Here is a 19,124-nt window from a genome sequence, read left to right on the forward strand (position 1 = left end):
ACACGAGGCGTTAATAGGGTGCCCTTCCTTACCCGTAGGCTGTCGGGCTATGGCCGCAGACCTGCTCGGACCGGCGGAGATCCGGGACCTCGCCGCCCGGCTCGGTGTCGCCCCCACCAAGCGGCTCGGGCAGAACTTCGTGCACGACCCGAACACCGTGCGCCGGATCGTCAACGCCGCCGGGCTGACCGGTGACGACGTGGCGCTGGAGGTGGGACCCGGGCTCGGCTCGTTGACCCTCGCGCTGTTGCCCGCCGCCGCCCACGTACACGCCGTGGAGATCGATTCGGCGTTGGCCGCGGCGCTGCCCGACACCGCCGCCCGGCACGCCGGCCCGTACGCCGCCCGGCTCACCGTGCACCACGCCGACGCGCTGCGGATCACCGGCACCGAACTGGCCGACCCGGCACCGACGGCGCTGGTGGCGAACCTGCCCTACAACGTGGCCGTGCCGGTGGTGCTGCACCTGCTGGCCGTACTGCCCAGCCTCCGCCACGGACTGGTCATGGTGCAGAAGGAGGTCGCCGACCGGCTCGTCGCCGGCCCCGGCTCGAAGGTGTACGGCGTCCCGTCGGTCAAACTCGCCTGGTACGCCCACGCCCGCGCCGCCGGGAAGGTGCCACCGAACGTGTTCTGGCCGGTGCCCAACGTCGACTCCGGTCTGGTCGCCTTCACCCGGCGCGAACCACCCCGCGCCGACGTACCCCGGGAACAGGTCTTCGCCGTGGTGGACGCGGCTTTCGCGCAGCGCCGCAAGACGCTGCGGGCCGCCCTGGCCGGCTGGGCCGGCGGCGCCGACCGGGCCGCCGCGGCGCTCACCGCGGCCGGGGTCGACCCCGGCGCCCGGGGGGAGTCACTCACCGTCGAGCAGTTCGCCGCGGTGGCCGCGTCGGCCCGGAGCGGTACGTCCACAGCGCAGTAGGCTGACGCCGACGCGGGAACCGGCCGCCTGACACCGCCGAGGAGCTGATCGTGGAGAAGTTCGACATCCCGTCGTGCGGACGGGGTGGCACCCGGTGACCGAGGCCTGGCGACCGGGGGACGACGACGAACGGCGCGGGGCCAGCGGACCGGTCCGCGTCCGGGTGCCCGCCAAGGTCAACCTGCACCTGGGGGTCGGACCGCTGCGCCGGGACGGCTACCACGAGCTGAACACCGTTTACCACGCGATCTCGATCTACGACGAGTTGACCGCGCGCCGCGGCGACACCCTCACCCTGACCATGGAGGGTGAGGGCGCCGGCGAACTCGAACTCGACGACTCCAACCTGGTCATCCGGGCCGCCCACGCGCTCGCCGGTTACGCCGGTGTGCTCCCGCACGCCCGGCTGCACCTGCGTAAACAGATCCCCCTCGCCGGTGGTCTCGCCGGTGGCAGCGCCGACGCCGCCGCGACGCTGGTCGCCTGCGACGCGCTCTGGGGCACCGGCCTGTCCCGTGACGAACTGGCCGGCATCGCCGCCGACCTCGGCTCGGACGTGCCGTTCCTGATCCACGGCGGTACCGCGCTGGGCACCGGCCGGGGCGAGGCGATCAGTCCCGTACTGGCCCGCCCCACCTCCTGGCACTGGGTGGTCGCCATCGCCGACGGCGGGCTGTCGACCCCGCAGGCGTACCGCGAACTCGACCGGCTTCGCGAGACCGGCGCCGCAGGGCCCGCGCTCGGCAGCACCGACGCGCTGCTGGCCGCGCTGCGCCAACGCGACCCCCGGGTGCTCGCCCGCACCCTCGGCAACGACCTGCAGGACGCCGCCCTGTCCATGCGCCCGTCGCTGACGGCCACCCTCAAGGCCGGAGAGGCGGCCGGCGCCCTGGCCGGCATCGTCTCCGGTTCCGGCCCCACCTGCGTCTTCCTCACCGCCGACGCGGCCCACGCCGAACGCGTCGCCGCCGAACTGGAAGCCGCCGAGGTGTGCCGGCAGGTCCGCACCGCTCACGGCCCGGTCCACGGCGCCCGCATCACCTGACCACCACGCCCGCTGGCCGCCAAGGCAGCACCTGACCACCGCGCCGCACCTGACCACCGCGCCGCCTCCGGCAAGATCGCGCTCGATCTGGGATCGAGTGGCCTCATCGCGGGCGCTGAGCCACTTGATCCCAGATCGAGCGTGACCTTGGCTGTGTTCCCTGGCTGCGTGGGCGACGGGGCGCTGCCGGCAGGCGGAGCGGCGCTCCGCGTACCCTGGAAAGCCAGGCGTCCCCAGGTGCCCGCCGGCACCGGGACGCCTTGATCATGGAAGGTGGGTTCGTGGCCAACATCGTCAACCTGGACCGGGTGTCCAAGGGCTACGGCGCCGCCGGGCCACTGCTCACCGACGTCTCGCTCGGCCTCGACGACGCCGACCGGATCGGTGTCGTCGGGCTCAACGGCGCCGGCAAGTCCACCCTGCTGCGGATGCTCACCCGCGCCGAGGAACCCGACGACGGTCGCGTCACCCACCGCCGCGACCTGCGGGTCGCCTGGCTGCCCCAGAACCTCACCCTCAGCCCCGAGGCCACCGTTCGGGACGTCGTGCTCGGCACCGAATGGCTCGCCGAAAGCATGGGCGCCGAGCACGAATGGGCCGGCGACGCCGGCGTACGCGCCATCCTCGACGGGCTCGGCATGCCCCACCTCGGCCTCGACACCCCCGTCGGACCGATGTCCGGCGGCGAGCGCCGCCGCGTCGCGCTGGCCGCCCTGCTGGTCCGCGAGGCCGACCTGCTCATCCTCGACGAGCCCACCAACCACCTCGACGTCGGCGGTGTCGACTGGCTGGCCCGGCATCTGCTCGGCCGCAAGGGCGCCCTCGTCGTGGTCACCCACGACCGCTGGTTCCTCGACGCGGTCTGCACCACCACCTGGGAGGTGGCCGACCAGACCGTCCGCGCCTACGAGGGCGGCTACGCGGCCTGGACCCTGGCCCGCGTCGAACGCGAACGGGTGGCCGCCGCCACCGAGGCCCGCCGGCAGAACCTGCTCCGCAAGGAGATCGCCTGGCTGCGCCGGGGCCCGCCGGCCCGGACCTCCAAGCCGAAGTTCCGCATCGACGCGGCCAACGCGCTCATCGCCGACGTGCCACCCCCGCGCGACAACACGTCCCTGCAACGGCTGGCCACCGCCCGGCTCGGCAAGCAGGTGTACGACCTGACCGACGTGCGACTGCTCGCCGGCCCGAAAACCATCCTCGACCACGTCACCTGGCAGGTCGGCCCCGGCGACCGGGTCGCCATCCTCGGTGCCAACGGCGCCGGCAAGACGACCCTGCTGCGGATGCTCGCCGGCATCACCCGCCCCGATGGTGGTCGGCTGGTCACCGGTTCCACCGTACGGCCCGCGTTCCTCTCCCAGGAACTGCGCGAACTCCCCAGTGAACTGCGCGTCCTCGAAGCCGTCGAGGAGGTCGCCCGACGGGTGCGCCTCGGCGACCGGGAGATCTCGGCCGCCCAACTCGCCGAGGTCTTCGGCTTCGACGACCGGCGGCTCTGGACCCCGGTCGGCGACCTCTCCGGCGGTGAACGTCGCCGGTTGCAGATGCTGCGCCTGCTCGCCGGTGAGCCGAACGTGCTGCTGCTCGACGAGCCCACCAACGATCTCGACACCGACACCCTCGCCGCGCTGGAGGACCTGCTCGACTCCTGGCCCGGCACCATCGTGGTGGCCAGCCACGACCGCTACCTCATCGAGCGGGTGGCCGACACGGCGTACGGCATGTTCGGCGACGGGCGGCTGGTGCACCTGCCCGGCGGCGTGGAGGAGTACCTCGACCGGGCCGCCGACCGGCCCGGCCCCGCCGGTGCACCCGCCGCACAGACCAGCGCTCCTGCCGCCACCGGCGCAATGAGCGCCGCCGAGGCCCGGCAGGCCCGCAAGGAACTGACCCGGTTGGAGCGGCAGGTCGGCAAGCTGGAGCAGAAGGAGGCCACGCTGCTCGACCAGCTCGCCGCCAACGCCACCGACTACGCCAAGGTCGCCGAACTCGACGCCCAGCTCAACCAGGTACGCGCGGAACGGGAACAGATCGAGGAGGCCTGGCTCGCCCTGGCCGACGAGATCCCGGCCGGATGATCCACCCACCGATCCCCGGCCGGTGATCGGACGGCGGACGGCGCCGCGACCTGCCGGGGACCCCGTGTGCGGCGTCACACCCTGGGGTACGGGAGAATCGCCGAAGACCCTGACCCAACGGCGTTGGAGACACAGAAATGGCCCACACCCCCGTCAACCACCCCGCGCGGCCGATCTACCGGGCGATCGGCGGGCTGATCGGTCTGTACCTGGTGCTCTTCGGTCTGATCGGCTTCTTCGCCAGCACCGGCGACCCGTTCTTCGGCCAGAGCGACACCCAGGTGCTCGGACAGGGGACCAACCTCGGCTTCTCGCTGTTGAGCGTCGTGATCGGCGCCGTCGTGCTGGCCGGCACGGTGATCGGCCGCAACCTGGACGTGCTGGTCAACCAGTGGACCGCGTACCTGATCATGGTGGTCAGCCTGGGCGGGCTCGCCTTCCTGCGTACCGAGGCCAACATCTTCAACCTCAGCGTGGCCACGGTCATCGTGCTCATGGTGCTCAGCATGACGCTGCTGATGTCCGGCATGTACGGCAAGGTCGGCACCGACGAGGAGCACGAGGCTTGGCAGAAGGCTCGGCTCGTGCTCTGAGGCTCGTCCCGGGTTTTCGGTTCGCTGGGCCTGCACTGGTTGCGGTGGGTTTCGCTGAGGCCTGACCCGGTTGCGGTTGGGTTCGCTGCCTGACCCGGTTGCGGTGGGGTTTCGCCGGAGCCCGACCCGCTCCGGGCGGTCAGGCTTGATCCCTGCGCGGGTCGGGCTCCGGCGAAACCTGTTGTGGTCGGGCAGCCGTTGTCGCCTGGCCGTGGTTGGGTGAGTGGTCTTGGGTGGGTGAGTGCGTCCGGGCCTGGGCGGTGGTGTTCTGTGGGTGGGTGGGTGGGTGGGTGGGTGCGTGCGGGGTGGTTTGGGGTGGGGGTTGGGGATTGAGGATTGGCTGACGGGGGTGGGGGCGGTGAGGGACAATTGTCCGAATTGTTCCCCGTGGCATGGAGGGGTCGATGCCGCACTTTCCCATCAACCATCCGGCGCGGCCGATCTACCGCGTACTGTCCGGTCTGATCGGGCTCTACATCCTGGCCTTCGGCGTCTGGGGCACCTTGTCGACCTGGGGCCAACCGCTGTTCGCCCGAAACGGTAACTGGGCTCTCGGACTCCGGACCAACCTGGCTTTCGCGCTGGTCTCGGTGATCTTCGGGGCCGTGCTCATCGTCGGCGCCTCCCGGCGCGGCAACCTGGGCCACTACATGAACCTGACCGCCGGAGCCGTCTTCCTGATCACCAGCATCCTGATGATGTCGTTCCTGCAGACCTCCGCCAACTTCCTGAACTTCTCGATGTCGACGGTGGTCGTGTCGATGCTCTTCGGCCTGATCCTGCTCGGCACCGGCCTGTACGACAAGGTGGGCCCGCCAGAGCACGCGGAGGCCGAACGCGAGCGCCGCTACCACCCCGTCGCCGAGATCCACCGTCGCCGCTGACCGCGACGATCAGCCCGGCGACGATCAGCGGCCGGCGGTGATCAGCCCCGGCTTCGCCTCCAGGTGCGACAACCCGTTCCAGGACAGGTTCACCAGGTGCGCCGCCACCGTCTCCTTGCGGGGTTTGCGTACCTCCAGCCACCAGCGGCCGGTCAGCGCGACCATGCCCACCAATGCCTGCGCGTACAACTCCGCAAGCTTCGGGTCGTACCCCCGACTGGAGAACTCGGCGCCCAGGATGTGCTCCACCTGATGCGCCACATCGTTCATCACGCTGCTGAAGTTGCCGGTCGCGGAGAGCACCGGCGACTCGCGCACCAGCACCCGGAACCCGCTCGTCTCCTCCTCGATGTAGCCGAGCAGCGCCAGCGCCGCCTGCTCCAGCAACTCGCGCGGATGGCCGGCGGTCAACGCCGTGGTGATCCGGTCCAACAGCGACCGAACCTCCCGGTCCACCACCACCGCGTAGAGCCCCTCCTTGCCACCGAAGTGCTCGTAGATCACCGGCTTGGACACCTTGGCACGCGACGCCACCTCCTCGATGGAGGTGGCGTCGAAGCCCCGCTCGGCGAAGATCTGCCGACCGATCGAGATCAGCTGCTCGCGCCGCTGAGCAGCCGACATGCGTACCCGCGACGTCGGCTTGGTCGACGCGGCGCGCGTCGTACGCCGCCGCTTGTCGCCCCCCTCGCTGGGAACCTCGGCCATCTCGTCACCTCGTTGGCGCTCGGTGACGCCCTGTTGTGGGATGCTGCCTGTCTTCTGCCCGGTCACCCGGACATACTGCCAGGTAACTTGCTGGTGGCGGGTCCGCTCGCCACTACGCCGGCTGGTCCGTCGGCTTGACCAGCTTCGCCGCGAGCCGCTCCGGCTTCGGCCAGCGCACGTCCCACGCCGCACCGACCTTCTCGAACAACCAGATGACCCGGGCCGAGATGTCGATCTGCCCCCGCAGCACCCCGTGCCGGGCGCTCGTCGGGTCGGCGTGATGCAGGTTGTGCCAGCTCTCCCCGAACGACACCAGCGCCAACGGCCAGAAGTTCGACGCTCGGTCACCGTGACGCATCATGAACGGGCGCTCCCCGTACACATGGCACACCGAGTTGATCGACCAGGTGACGTGGTGCAGCAGCGAAATGCGGACCAGGCCGCCCCAGAACAACGCGGTCAACGCACCCTGCCAGGACCAGGTCAGCAGCCCACCCATCAGCGCCGGGCCGAGCACCGAGACGATCACCAGTACGGGGAATGACCGGCCCACCCGCCGGATGTCCGGGTCGTTGAGCAGATCCGGCGCGAAACGCTCCCGATTGGACAGCTCGCGGCCGAACAGCCAACCGACGTGCGCGTGAAACAACCCCTTGGTCAGGCCCCACAGGTTGGTGCCGAACCGCCACGGCGAGTGCGGATCGCCCTCCAGGTCGGAGAACGCGTGGTGGCGGCGATGGTCCGCCACCCACTGGATGATGTCGCCCTGCACGGCCAGTGAACCGGAAGCGGCCAGCGCGACGCGCAGCCACCGCTTCGCCTTGAACGAGCCGTGGGTGAAGTAACGGTGGTAGCCGACCGTGATGCCCAGCCCGGACACCACGTACCAGAACGCGGCGACGCCCACGTCGACCCAGCTGAGCCAACCACCCCAGGCCACCGGTACGGCAGCGATCAGTGCGACGAACGGAATCACCACGAAGGCCCACAGTGCGACGAGGATTCCGCGCGACTGGGCGCCCTGGGTGAGTGGCTTCGGGCCGGGATCGAGTAGGGCGGTGGACATGGCACCTCACACAGGTACGGCGGCAAAACGCGAAACTACGGCTACGTCACCGTAACTTACGGGCCCGGTAGATCACATCAGACAGCGACGGAAACCGATGCCGAAGTTGTCGTACACAGGTCCTAGCCTGCGCCGCATGACCGACCCTCACAGCGACGAGGTGCGCCGCCTGCGTACCGAGGAGCAGCTCTCCGTCCGTGAGATCCGGGCTCGCACCGGGCTCGGTCGCAACCGGGTGTACGAACTGCTGCGCGGCGTACCACCGCCGCAACGCACCCGACGCCCCAACGCCAAGGACGACCTGCGTGCCGAGGCGGTCGCGCTGCGCTCGACGGGGCACTCCGTCCCGGAGATCGCGCAGCGGCTGGGCGTCAGCAGGTCGACGGCGTACCTCTGGGTGCGGCATCTGCCGCTGCACCGCGATCCGGGGCAGGAGCAGGAGCGCCGCCGAGCCCACTCGAAAGTCATGACCGAGGGGCGGTGGGCGACGCACCGCCAGGCACGCGACGAGGCCCAAGCTGCAGCGCAAGATTCGGCCGCCCGTACGGTCGGCGAGCTCGACGACCGGGATGTGCTGCTGCTCGGTGCCGTCAGCTACTGGTGTGAGGGCACCAAGTCGAAGCCGTGGCGCCGCGACGACCATGTGCAGTTCGTCAACAGCGACCCAGGGCTGCTGTTGCTCTTCCTGCGGTTCCTGGAGGTCTGCGGGGTGGACCGCAGCGTGCCGACCTATCGGGTGAGCATCCACGAGACCGCCGACGCCGAGGCGGCCGCCGACTGGTGGGCGGGAGAACTGGCGTTGCCACGCGACCGTTTCCGGCGAGCGACACTGAAGAAACACAAGGTCACCACGGTTCGTCGAAACGTCGGTGACACTTATCGCGGCTGCCTTGTGATCAACGTGCCGGGCAGCCGCGAGCTCTACTGGCGGATTGAAGGTATGATCGCCGAGCTGTTCCGGTCCGTGACGGCGCGCCTGGGCAATCGTTGACGTGGCGTCACGGGTTGACATGTCAATGGGGTGTGGGGTAACGGCAACCCGCAGGCCTTTGGAGCCTTGAGCTCCTGGTTCGAATCCAGGCACCCCAGCCACGGGCGGATGTTCTGCCGATCCTCGTGGCCATGCCAATCGCGGCGGATTGTCTGGTTAGCATGGCCGCGAGACTGTCCGCGTCCGACGGGAGCCACGTCGTGTCCGAGCCCCACCTCCGTACCGTCGTCGTGCTCGCCGCCGGTGAGGGCAAACGGATGAAGTCCTCGCTGCCCAAGGTGTTGCACCCGCTGCTTGGTCGAACGTTGCTCGGGCATGTGTTGAGCGCGGCCGAGCCGCTGGCGGCGCAGCGGACGATGGTGGTGGTGGGGCACGGCGCGGACCAGGTCCGGGCGCACCTGGCCGAGGTGGCCCCGAGCGTCACTGCGGTGCATCAGGCCGAGCAGCTCGGCACCGGGCACGCGGTGCGCATCGCGCTGGAGGCGGTGCCGGAGGCGGCCGGCACCGTGGTCGTGCTCAACGGTGACGTGCCGTTGCTGCGCCCGGAGACGGTCGCGGCGCTGGTTGCGGCGCATGAAGGTGAGCGGGCGGCGGCAACCGTGCTGGCCGCCGAGGTGCCGGATCCGACCGGGCTGGGCCGCATCGTGCGCGACGCGGCGGGCCGGCTGGAGCAGATCGTCGAGCAGCGCGACGCCACCCCCGGCCAGTTGGCGATCCGGGAGATCAACGCCGGGATCTACGCCTTCGACGCGGCGCGGTTGCGGGACGTGCTGGGCAAGCTCTCCACTGACAACGACCAGGGCGAGGAGTACCTCACCGACGTGTTCGGGCTGCTGGTCTCGGCCGGCGAGCCGGTGGCGGTCCACCTGGCCGCCGACCACACCGAGACGCTCGGCTGCAACGACCGGGTGGAGTTGGCGGGGCTGCGGCGGCTGCTGCGCGATCGGGTCAACGAGGGCTGGATGCGCGCCGGGGTGAGCCTGCTCGATCCGGCCACGACGTGGATCGACGTGACGGTGGCGCTGGACCGGGACGCGGTGGTGGACCAGAACACCCAGCTGCAGGGCGGCTCGGTGGTCGGTAGCGGCGCGGTGGTCGGTCCGGACGTGACGCTGATCGACACGGTGGTGCACGCCGGTGCGACGGTGCTGCGTAGTCACGCGGTCGGTGCGGAGGTCGGCCCGGGGGCCAGCGTCGGGCCGTACGCCTATCTGCGGCCGGACGCCCGGTTGGCGGAGAAGTCGAAGGTCGGCACGTTCGTCGAGGTGAAGAACTCCGAGTTGGGTGCGGGCGCCAAGGTGCCGCACCTGTCGTACGTGGGTGACGCGACGATCGGGGCGCGGGCGAACATCGGCGCGGCGACGATCTTCGTGAACTACGACGGGGTCAACAAGAGTCGTACCGTGGTCGGCGAGGGGGCGTTCGTGGGCTGTGACACGAACCTGATCGCGCCGGTCGAGGTGGGTGCGGGGGCGTACGTGGCGGCCGGTAGCGCGATCAGCAACGACGTGCCGCCGGGCGCGCTCGGGGTGACCCGGGCGCCGCAGCGCAACATCGACGGGTGGGTGGCGCGTAAGCGGCCGGGCACGGTGTCGGCGGAGGCGGCCGAGCGGGCGTTGCAGGGTGCGTCTTCCCAGGTGCCGGCCGCAAGTGAAGGTGAGGCAATCCACGGCACCGCCGAGTCGGTGGGCGCGGTGACCGAGGCGGGAGATACTGCAACCGAATAGTCCCCGGCCGGCTACCACCTCCAGGCCGGGTACCACCGACCAAAAAACGGGAGCAGACGGGCCCATGGGCAGCATCGTCGCCGAAAACCGCAAGAGCCTGATGCTCTTTTCCGGACGTGGCTTTCCGGAGCTGGCCAAGGAGATCGGCGAGGTGCTCGGCGTCGCGCCGACGCCGGCCGACGCGTACGAGTTCGCCAACGGCGAGATTTTCGTACGGTTCAAGGACTCGGTACGTGGTTCGGACGCCTTCGTGGTGCAGTCCGTCACGCACGGGGTGAACACCTGGGTCATGGAGACCCTGATCATGGTTGACGCGTTGAAGCGGGGTTCCGCCAAGCGCATCACCGTGGTTCTGCCGTTCTATCCGTATTCGCGGCAGGACAAGAAGCACCGCGGTCGGGAGCCGATCTCGGCGCGGCTGGTCGCCGACCTGTTGAAGACGGCGGGGGCGAACCGGATCCTCACCGTGGATCTGCACACCGCGCAGATCCAGGGGTTCTTCGACGGGCCGGTGGATCACCTCTTCGCGATGGACATTCTGGCCGAGTACGTGGAGCGCAAGTACGCGGGCCGGCCGATGACGGTGGTCGCCCCGGATTCGGGGCGGGTGCGGGTGGCCGAGCGGTGGACCGACCGCCTCGGCGGCTGCCCGCTGGCGTTCATCCACAAGACGCGTGATCCGTTGAAGCCGAACCAGGTGGTGGCGAACCGGGTGGTCGGCGAGGTCGAAGGTCGGGTCTGTCTGATTGTCGACGACATGATCGACACGGGCGGCACGATCTGCAAGGCGGCGGACATCCTGAAGGAGTCCGGTGCGGCGGATGTGATCGTGGCGTCCACCCACGCGTTGCTCTCCGATCCGGCGACGGAGCGGTTGAAGAACAGCCCGATCAGCGAGGTGGTGGTGACCAACACGCTGCCGCTGCCGCCGGAGAAGCAACTCGACAAGCTCACCGTGTTGTCCATCGCGCCGCTGTTGGCGCGGGCCATCCGTGAGGTGTTCGACGACGGTTCGGTGACCACCCTCTTCGGTGGGCTGAGCTGAGCACGGTCCGGACGGGTCGGCCGGCTGGGTCGACTCGTCCGGATTCATCCCACGGCCGGCGTCGGCGGAAATGTGCTGCGGGCCGGTCGGTGACGGTGGTACGGGGACTGCCGGAACTCCGCGATTCCGCTCGGGTAGACTGGTGCGGTTGCCACGGCGAGGGTGCCCTGCGGGCCGCTGAGAAGCGCCGCACGGAGGCACCGTGATCGACGCGGTGCTCCGGGCAGTCTGCTGACGCATGAGCCCCTGCGAGCCCCCCGCCCAGCACCGCCAGACGACAAGCTGCCGCAGCGAAGCATCAGGAGTTTTCCCGTGTCCGAGGTAAAGATCAGCGCCGAGCCCCGTACCGAGTTCGGCAAGGGTGGTGCCCGTCGTACCCGCCGGGCCGGCAAGGTGCCCGCCGTGCTGTACGGGCACGGTGAGAAGCCCAAGCACATCGCGCTGCCGGCCCGTGAGTTCGCGGCGGCCATCCGCAAGGGCGGCGCGAACCAGCTGTTCGCGATCGAGGTGAGTGACGGCACCCAGGCGCTGGCGCTGCCGAAGGCGATTCAGCGTGACCCGATCAAGGACACCTTCGAGCACGTCGACCTGCTGCTGGTGCGTCGGGGCGAGAAGGTCACCGTCGAGGTGCCGGTCGAGCTGACCGGTGAGGCCGCGAAGGACACCCTGATCGTGCACGACCACGACACGGTGTCGGTGACCGCCGAGGCGACCAAGGTGCCGGATCACCTGGAGGCCTCGATCGAGGGTGCCGAGCCGGGCGTCCAGGTCACCGCCGCGGATGTCGACCTGCCGGCGGGTGTGGAGCTGGCCGGTGACCCGGAGCAGACGGTCGCCACGGTGACCGCCGCGCCGACCGCCGAGCAGCTGGAGGCGACGCTGCCCGAGGTTGAGGTGGCCGACGCCGAGGTCGAGGCCGGGGTCGGCGAGGAGGGTGCCGAGTCGTCCGAGGGTGCCGAGGCCGGTGAGCCGGCGGCTGCGGGTGGCGAGGAGACCGCCGAGGCCAAGACCGAGGCCTGATCGGTTCGTAGGCTGTGCGACAGGCGTCCCCGGTTCTCCGGGGGCGCCTGTCGGCGTACCGGGCTCGCCTGCGGCTTCGGGCGGGCGAGGATGACGAAGGGGACGGGCGGTGACGGACGAGACCGGGCCGTGGCTGGTGGTCGGGCTGGGCAATCCGGGTCGGGAGTACGCGGGCAACCGGCACAACGTCGGGTTCATGGTGGCTGATCTGCTGGCTGATCGGTTGGGGGCCAAGTTCGGCCGGTACAAGCGGGCGATGGCGGATGTCGCTGAGGGGCGGCTGGGCTTCGGCGGGCCGAAGCTGGTGCTGCTCAAGCCGATGACGTACATGAATCTTTCGGGTGGTCCGGTGGCCGGCCTGGCCCAGTTCTTCAAGGTGCCGCCGGCTCAGGTGGTCGCGGTGCACGACGAGTTGGACATCGAGTACGGCCAGGTGCGGGTGAAGTGCGGCGGCGGCGAGGGCGGGCACAACGGGCTGCGCTCGATGTCGAAGTCACTGGCCACGAAGGACTACGTGCGGGTGCGGTTCGGGATCGGCCGTCCGCCGGGGCGGCAGGATCCGGCGGACTATGTCCTGTCGGATTTCGGCGCGGCGGAGCGCAAGGAGTTGGACTTCCTGGTGGACCGGGCCGCAGACGTGGTGGAGTCGGTGATCATCCGGGGTGTGGAGCCGACGCAGAATCTGTATCACGGCGCCTGAGGGCGATGGGCCGGGCGGCTGGTCGGTAGGGTGCGAGTTCGCGGCCGAGCGGGGCGGCTGCTCGGCGTACGACGGATTGCGACGGGAGCGCAGGGCATGAGCAGTCCTCCGAAGGTCGACGCGGAGTTCGCCCGCTGGTTGGCGGCCCGGGCAGGTGAGGCGCTGGTGGGCCTGCGGGCGGAGTTGGGGTTCGACGATCCCGCCGCGTTGAAGGCGGCCGGGGACAAGGTCTCGCATGATCTGATCCGGTCCGAGTTGGCGAGGTGGCGTCCGGGTGACGCGGTGCTCTCCGAGGAGGACGAGGGTTCCCGGCGGGCCTCTCCGGCCGAGGGCGAGGCGGAGGCCGGGTCCCGGCTGACCGCCGGCCGGGTGTGGATCATCGACCCGTTGGACGGTACGCGGGAGTTCAGCGAGCAGGGGCGTACGGACTGGGCGGTGCATGTGGCGCTGTGGGCGCGTACCGCGTCGGCTTCGCACGGCCTGGTGGCCGGTGCTGTCGGGTTGCCGGCACAACAGCGGGTGTTGGCGACCGACCAGCCGCCCGCCTACCCGTCGGTGGTGTCCACCGATGGGGCTGGCCGGCTGCGTCTGGCGGCCAGCCGGAGCCGGCCGCCGGCGTTCCTGACCGACCTGGCCGAGGAGGTCGGGGCGCAGTTGGTGCCGATGGGGTCGGCTGGCGCGAAGATCGCCGCGGTGGTGACCGGTGAGGTGGACGCGTACATCCACGCGGGCGGCCAGTACGAGTGGGACTCGGCCGCGCCGGTGGCTGTGGCGACGGCCACCGGACTGCACGCTTCCCGGATCGACGGTTCTGCGCTGAAATACAACGAGGCGGACCCCCGTCTGCCTGATCTGTTGGTGTGCCGTAAGGATCTCGCCAGCCGGTTACTTGCAGCGCTGCACCGGCATGGCGGGTAGCCTGGCGCTACTTTCTGACATCCCCGACCGGAAAGGTCTGGAAAGCGGATGAGCGAGCGAATCGAGTCGGTGTCATGACCGTGACCGCGGCCTACCAGGTCACCCATCTCGACGCCTTGGAGGCCGAGAGCATCTTCGTGATGCGCGAGGTCGTCGCCGAGATGGAGCGGCCGGTGCTGCTCTTCTCCGGCGGCAAGGACTCGATCGTCATGCTCCGGTTGGCGCAGAAGGCGTTCGCACCGGCGCAGATCCCGTTCCCGGTGATGCACGTCGACACCGGTCACAACTTCCCCGAGGTGCTGGACTACCGCGACCGTCGGGTCGCCGAGCTGGGCCTGCAACTGGTGGTGGCCAGTGTGCCGGAGGCCCTGGCCAGCGGGCTGGTTCGGGAGTCGGCCGACGGTATGCGTAACCGGATCCAGACGCCGGTGCTGCTGGACGCGGTGGAGAAGCACCGCTTCGACGCGCTCTTCGGCGGGGCCCGCCGGGACGAGGAGAAGGCCCGCGCCAAGGAACGGGTGTTCAGTTTCCGCGACGAGTTCGGCCAGTGGGACCCGAAGAACCAGCGCCCGGAGCTGTGGTCGCTCTACAACGGGCGACACCACCCGGGCGAGTCGATCCGGGTGTTCCCGCTGTCCAACTGGACCGAGCTGGACGTGTGGCACTACATCGCCCGGGAGCGGATCGAGCTGCCGTCGATCTACTACGCCCACGAGCGTGAGGTGATCGAGCGCGACGGGATGCTCTACGCGGTCAACGAGTTCCTGCCGGCCCGTGCCGGTGAGGAGCGGTTCAAGGCCCGGGTGCGGTACCGGACGGTGGGCGACGCCTCCTGCACGGCGGCGGTCCGCTCGGACGCGGACACCGTCGAGAAGGTCATCGAGGAGGTCGCCGCGACCCGGATCACCGAGCGCGGGGCCACCCGGGGTGACGACCGGGTCAGTGAGGCCGCGATGGAGGACCGCAAGCGAGAGGGCTACTTCTGATGACCACCGAGACGCTCGCGCCGGGCGACGCTGCGGATCCGACCCGCGCCGGTGCTCCGGCCGCGTCGGAGGCCCGCCCGATGGACCTGCTGCGTTTCGCTACCGCCGGCAGCGTGGACGACGGCAAGTCGACCCTGATCGGTCGGCTGCTGTACGACACCAAGTCGCTGTTCACCGACCAGTTGGCCGCGGTGGAGGCGGTCAGCGCGGCGCGGGGCGACGAGTACACCAACCTGGCGTTGCTCACCGACGGCCTGCGGGCCGAGCGGGAGCAGGGCATCACCATCGATGTGGCGTACCGCTACTTCGCCACCCCGCGGCGGAAGTTCATCATCGCCGACACCCCGGGGCACATCCAGTACACCCGGAACATGGTCACCGGCGCCTCGACCGCCGACCTGGCGTTGATCCTGGTGGACGCCCGCAAGGGGCTGGTGGAGCAGTCGCGCCGGCACGCCTTCCTCTGCTCTCTGCTGCGGGTGCCGCATCTGGTGCTCTGCGTGAACAAGATGGATCTGGTCGACTACTCGCAGGAGGTCTTCGACCGGATCGCCGACGAGTTCACCGCGTTCGCGGCGAAGCTGGACGTGCCGGATCTGACCGTGGTGCCGATCTCCGCGCTCAAGGGTGACAACATCGTCACCCGCTCGGAGAGCATGCCGTGGTACGAGGGCCCGGCGCTGCTGCATCACCTGGAACGGGTGCACATCGCCAGTGACCGCAACCTGGTCGACGTCCGCTTCCCGGTGCAGTACGTCATCCGCCCGCAGTCGACCACGGTCACCGACTACCGGGGTTACGCCGGTCAGGTGGCCTCCGGGGTACTCAAGCCGGGTGACGAGGTGATGGTGCTGCCGTCCGGCTTCACCAGCCGGATCTCCTCGGTGGAGACCGCCGACGGGCCGGTCGCGGAGGCGTTTCCGCCGATGTCGGTGACGGTACGGCTGGAAGACGAGATCGACATCTCGCGGGGCGACATGATCTGCCGTCCCAACAATGCGCCGGCTGTCGCGCAGGACATCGAGGCGATGGTCTGCTGGATGGACGAGACCCGCCCGTTGCAGGTCGGCGGCAAGTACGCGATCAAGCACACCACCCGCGCGGCTCGGGCGATCGTCCGTGGGCTGCACTACCGGCTGGACATCAACTCGCTGCACCGGGACGAGTCGGCGGGCGAGTTGCGGCTCAACGAGATCGGTCGGGTCCGCCTGCGCACCACCGTCCCGCTGCTCGCCGACGAGTACCGCCGTAACCGCACCACCGGCGGTTTCGTCATCATCGACGAGAGCACCAACCGCACGGTCGGCGCGGGCATGATCGTCGAAGCCGGGTGAGCTACGCCGGCCGGACCTCCGGCCGGCCCGCTGACCCTGATTCAGCCCGACCTCGCTCGTCAACTCGACTCGTCGTGGCGGACCTCGCCGCACCCGTGCCGGGCGGGCTGCGCCCGCTTCCGGGCTACGCCGTACCCTGGTCCGCCCGGACACCGCCCGCTCCCTGACCACGCGTGCTCCCTGACCACGCGTGCATCCGGGCCACCCGTGCATCCGGGCCACGCGTGCATCCGGGCCACACCCGCCCTTGGCTACCGCAGCCAGGGGAACGAGTGTCTCCCGCACCCCTTTGCTCTGCTTCAACCCACGCAACGGGATCCGGCGATACCTGTTGCGTCCGTGAAGCAGAGCAAAGGGGGGTGGCGAAGGGTGCGCGGGCGGGCGCCCCAGCGTTCCGGGTGCGGTTGCCCCAGCGTTCCAGGCTGTGTGCCTGGCCTTCCAAGCTGCGTGTGCCGCGCGTTCCAAGCTGCGTGTGCCGCGCTTTCCGAGCTGCGCGCGTTCCCCGCGAGTCGAGGAACCACGTCGATCGCGACCACGCTTCTGCCGGCATTTCACGCCAAGATCGTGCTCGATCTGGGATCGAGTGGTTATCGGTGTGCTCGGAAGCCACTCGATCCCAGATCGAGGCGACACACCGAGCGGGGGCGCGGCGCGAGGGCAGTGCGCGGCGCGAGGGCAGTGCGCGGCGCGTGGCAGTGCGCGGCGCGAGGCCAGGGAGGCGCGGGCGCGGGTAGCGCGCGGGGCGTGGGGGAGAGTGAGCGCGGGGACCGGGTCAGTCGAGGCGGGTGGCGCCGTCGGCGGGGGTGACGGTGGTGTGGGTGGGGGCGGTGAAACCATGTCGGGCGTACGCGGCCGTGACGGCGTCCGCGACCGTGTCGGAGCGGTCGGCCTCGACCAGGGCCAGTACGCAGCCACCGAAGCCACCGCCGGTCATCCGGGCGCCGAGCGCCCCGGCGGCGAGGGCCGCCTCGACGGCGGTGTCCACCTCGGGGACGGTGATGGCGAAGTCGTCGCGCATGGAGGTGTGCGAGGCGGCGAGCAGCGGGCCGATCTGCCGGATCCGCCCGGCGCGCAGCAGGTCGACGGTGTCGCACACCCGCTGGTTCTCGGTGACCACGTGCCGGACCCGGCGGCGGGTCTCGTCGTCGGGCAGCCGGGCCAGCGCCTCGTCGAGGCCGTCGGCCGCAACGTCTCGCAGTGCGGGTACACCGAGCAGGGCAGCGGCCTTCTCGCAGGCGGCGCGGCGGGCCGCGTACTCGCCGTCTACGTGACGGTGCGGGGCGTGGCTGTCGATCACCAGCACGGCGAGCCCGGCGGCGTCCAGGTCGAACGGGATGTGCTCGACCTGCTCGGTGCGGCAGTCGAGGAAGAGGGCGTGTCCGGCGCGGCAGCGGATCGCCGCCGACTGGTCCATGATTCCGGTGGGTGCCCCGACGTAGTGATTCTCGGCGCGCTGGGCCAGCCGGGGCTGGGCCTCGGCGGGCAGGTCGATTCCACCGAGGTCGACCAGGGCGGCGAGCACGGCGGCCTCCAGCGCGGCGGAGGAGGACAGGCCGGCGCCGAGCGGCACGTCGGAGACGATCGCCAGTCGGGCGCCGGGCACCTGGTAACCCGCCTCACGCAGCGCCCAGACCATGCCGGCCACGTAGCCGGCCCAGCCGGTGACCCGGCCGGCGCCGGTCACCTCGGCGGCACCGCGGCCGACCGTCTCGCCGGTGGTCCGGCTGGCACCAGTCATTTCGGCGGCACCGCGGCCGGCCGTCTCGCCGGTGATCCGGCCGACGGCGGTCACCTCGGCGGTACCGAAGTCGACCGTCTCGCCGGTCAGCTCGGACCAGACCGTCCACCGGTCGCCCGGCTGGGGCGCGGCGGCGGCGACGGTGCGCAGCGGAAGCGCGAAGGGCAGCACGAAACCGTCGTTGTAGTCGGTGTGCTCGCCGATCAGGTTGACCCGGCCGGGAGCTGCCCAGCGGCCGGCGGGCGACTCGCCGTACACCTGCCGGAAGCCGGCGGTGGCGCGGTCGGCGACCGCCCGGACGGGGTCGGTCACTGCTGGGCCAGCCGGTGCGTGCGGTAAAAGGCCCAGGCGTCGGCGACCATGTCGTGCAGCGTCGGCTTCTGGGGCTGCCACCCCAGGTCGGCGCGGGCCAGCTCGGCGGAGGCGACGAGCTCGGCCGGGTCGCCTTCGCGGCGGGGCGCCATCTCAACCGGCACCGGGTGGCCGGTGACCTTGCGGACCACCTCGACCACCTGTCGATTGGTGAAGCCGTTGCCGTTGCCGAGGTTGTAGATGCGGTGCTGCCCGGCGACGGCCGCGTCGAGAGCGAGCAGGTGCGCCCGCGCCAGGTCGGCGACGTGGATGTAGTCGCGTACGCAGGTGCCGTCGACGGTGGGGTAGTCGTCGCCGAAAAGTTGCAGCTTTTCCCGCCGGTCGGCGGCCACCTCCAGCGCGATCGGGATCAGGTGGGTCTCCGGGTCGTGCCGTTCACCGAGGGCGATGTCGCCGTCGAGGTACGCCCCGGCGACGTTGAAGTAGCGCAGTGAGACGGCGGCCAGGCCGTGCCCGATCGCCTCGGAGGTGAGCGCCATGTCGACGGCGAGCTTGGTCGCCCCGTACGTGTTGGTGGGGGCCTTGACGGCGGTCTCGACGATGGGCAGCTCGACCGGGTTGCCGTAGACGGCGGCGGTGGAGGAGAAGACCAGCCGGGGTACGCCGGCCGCGCGGACCGCGTCGATCAGCGCCAGCGAACCGATGGTGTTGTTGTGCCAGTACCGCTCCGGGGCGACCATCGACTCACCAGCGGCGATCAGCGCGGCGAAGTGCAACACGCCGTCGAAACCGGCCTGCGGGGTGAGTACCCGGGCGGCGTCGTGGATGCCCGCCTCGACGAAGGTGGCGTCGGGGGCGAGGGCTTCCCGGTGGCCGGTCCGCAGGTCGTCCAGGACGACGACCTGGTGACCCGCGTCGAGCAACAGCCGGGTCACCACGCTGCCGATGAAGCCGGCGCCGCCGGTGACGAGCAGTTTCACCTCGGTCCTCCTGCCTGACCAGTTCGGTTCTGGCCGTGTGGTGAGGACAGCCTACGGCGGCTTCGCTGACTACC

17 protein-coding genes and 1 tRNA gene are annotated in these 19,124 nt (G+C 70.5%); 14 read left to right on the forward strand and 4 right to left on the reverse strand.

Annotated elements, in window-relative coordinates; genetic code table 11:
- Positions 1-49 precede the first annotated feature (49 nt).
- The 5 genes from rsmA (at position 50) to AB0M35_RS00815 (ending at position 5,525) form a co-directional block, all read left to right on the forward strand.
- Positions 50-922: a 16S rRNA (adenine(1518)-N(6)/adenine(1519)-N(6))-dimethyltransferase RsmA gene (rsmA, locus tag AB0M35_RS00795; RefSeq protein ID WP_363740180.1), complete on the forward strand. Its 873-nt coding sequence runs from the start codon at positions 50-52 to the stop codon at positions 920-922.
- A gap of 94 nt (positions 923-1,016) precedes the next feature.
- Positions 1,017-1,967 (forward strand): 4-(cytidine 5'-diphospho)-2-C-methyl-D-erythritol kinase, encoded by a 951-nt coding sequence (locus AB0M35_RS00800; protein ID WP_363740181.1) that lies wholly within the window; start codon positions 1,017-1,019, stop codon positions 1,965-1,967.
- A 281-nt stretch (positions 1,968-2,248) separates the two neighbouring features.
- Positions 2,249-4,048: an ABC-F family ATP-binding cassette domain-containing protein gene (locus AB0M35_RS00805; protein WP_363740182.1), complete on the forward strand. Its 1,800-nt coding sequence runs from the start codon at positions 2,249-2,251 to the stop codon at positions 4,046-4,048.
- 137 nt (positions 4,049-4,185) lie between these two features.
- Complete coding sequence (locus AB0M35_RS00810) at positions 4,186-4,641, forward strand: DUF4383 domain-containing protein (protein ID WP_363740183.1); 456 nt, start codon at positions 4,186-4,188, stop codon at positions 4,639-4,641.
- 404 nt (positions 4,642-5,045) lie between these two features.
- The gene (locus AB0M35_RS00815) at positions 5,046-5,525 is read left to right on the forward strand and encodes a DUF4383 domain-containing protein (RefSeq protein WP_363740184.1); all 480 of its coding nucleotides are present in this window, start codon (positions 5,046-5,048) and stop codon (positions 5,523-5,525) included.
- Positions 5,526-5,549: 24 nt separating this feature from the next.
- On the opposite strand, the gene AB0M35_RS00820 is transcribed toward AB0M35_RS00815, so the two are convergent.
- Both AB0M35_RS00820 and AB0M35_RS00825 read right to left on the reverse strand, forming a co-directional pair.
- Positions 5,550-6,233, reverse strand: a complete 684-nt coding sequence (locus AB0M35_RS00820) for a TetR/AcrR family transcriptional regulator (RefSeq protein ID WP_363741813.1) — start codon at positions 6,231-6,233, stop codon at positions 5,550-5,552.
- Between the two features lie 112 nt (positions 6,234-6,345).
- Complete coding sequence (locus tag AB0M35_RS00825) at positions 6,346-7,299, reverse strand: acyl-CoA desaturase (RefSeq protein WP_363740185.1); 954 nt, start codon at positions 7,297-7,299, stop codon at positions 6,346-6,348.
- Between the two features lie 136 nt (positions 7,300-7,435).
- On the opposite strand from AB0M35_RS00825, the gene AB0M35_RS00830 reads away from it, so the two are divergent.
- The 9 genes from AB0M35_RS00830 to AB0M35_RS00870 all read left to right on the forward strand — a co-directional run bounded on the left by AB0M35_RS00830 (position 7,436) and on the right by AB0M35_RS00870 (position 16,020).
- Positions 7,436-8,290 (forward strand): helix-turn-helix domain-containing protein, encoded by an 855-nt coding sequence (locus AB0M35_RS00830; RefSeq protein WP_363740186.1) that lies wholly within the window; start codon positions 7,436-7,438, stop codon positions 8,288-8,290.
- 26 nt (positions 8,291-8,316) lie between these two features.
- A tRNA-Gln gene (locus AB0M35_RS00835) sits at positions 8,317-8,391 on the forward strand.
- A 60-nt stretch (positions 8,392-8,451) separates the two neighbouring features.
- Positions 8,452-10,017: a bifunctional UDP-N-acetylglucosamine diphosphorylase/glucosamine-1-phosphate N-acetyltransferase GlmU gene (gene glmU, locus AB0M35_RS00840; protein ID WP_363740187.1), complete on the forward strand. Its 1,566-nt coding sequence runs from the start codon at positions 8,452-8,454 to the stop codon at positions 10,015-10,017.
- 64 nt (positions 10,018-10,081) lie between these two features.
- Complete coding sequence (locus AB0M35_RS00845) at positions 10,082-11,062, forward strand: ribose-phosphate diphosphokinase (RefSeq protein WP_363740188.1); 981 nt, start codon at positions 10,082-10,084, stop codon at positions 11,060-11,062.
- Between the two features lie 312 nt (positions 11,063-11,374).
- Entirely contained in the window at positions 11,375-12,082 is a 708-nt protein-coding gene (locus tag AB0M35_RS00850; protein ID WP_363740189.1) for a 50S ribosomal protein L25/general stress protein Ctc, read from the forward strand.
- A gap of 109 nt (positions 12,083-12,191) precedes the next feature.
- A complete protein-coding gene (pth, locus tag AB0M35_RS00855) occupies positions 12,192-12,782 on the forward strand; it encodes an aminoacyl-tRNA hydrolase (RefSeq protein ID WP_363740190.1) in 591 nt (196 codons plus the stop codon).
- A 96-nt stretch (positions 12,783-12,878) separates the two neighbouring features.
- Positions 12,879-13,700 carry a 3'(2'),5'-bisphosphate nucleotidase CysQ gene (locus AB0M35_RS00860; RefSeq protein ID WP_363740191.1) on the forward strand — a complete coding sequence of 274 codons (822 nt, stop codon included), beginning with the start codon at positions 12,879-12,881 and terminating at the stop codon, positions 13,698-13,700.
- A 74-nt stretch (positions 13,701-13,774) separates the two neighbouring features.
- Complete coding sequence (cysD, locus tag AB0M35_RS00865) at positions 13,775-14,686, forward strand: sulfate adenylyltransferase subunit CysD (RefSeq protein ID WP_363740192.1); 912 nt, start codon at positions 13,775-13,777, stop codon at positions 14,684-14,686.
- 80 nt (positions 14,687-14,766) lie between these two features.
- A complete protein-coding gene (locus AB0M35_RS00870) occupies positions 14,767-16,020 on the forward strand; it encodes a GTP-binding protein (protein WP_363741816.1) in 1,254 nt (417 codons plus the stop codon).
- 772 nt (positions 16,021-16,792) lie between these two features.
- Here AB0M35_RS00870 and galK read toward each other — a convergent pair.
- The gene (gene galK / locus AB0M35_RS00875) at positions 16,793-18,070 is read right to left on the reverse strand and encodes a galactokinase (protein WP_363740193.1); all 1,278 of its coding nucleotides are present in this window, start codon (positions 18,068-18,070) and stop codon (positions 16,793-16,795) included.
- Positions 18,067-19,050, reverse strand: coding sequence for a UDP-glucose 4-epimerase GalE (galE, locus tag AB0M35_RS00880; protein ID WP_363740194.1), 984 nt, complete (start codon positions 19,048-19,050; stop codon positions 18,067-18,069). The genes galK and galE overlap by 4 nt, the downstream gene beginning before the upstream one ends.
- Positions 19,051-19,124: the final 74 nt, after the last annotated feature.

This window comes from Micromonospora sp. NPDC051196 (genome assembly GCF_040682415.1).
Classification (GTDB): domain Bacteria; phylum Actinomycetota; class Actinomycetes; order Mycobacteriales; family Micromonosporaceae; genus Micromonospora.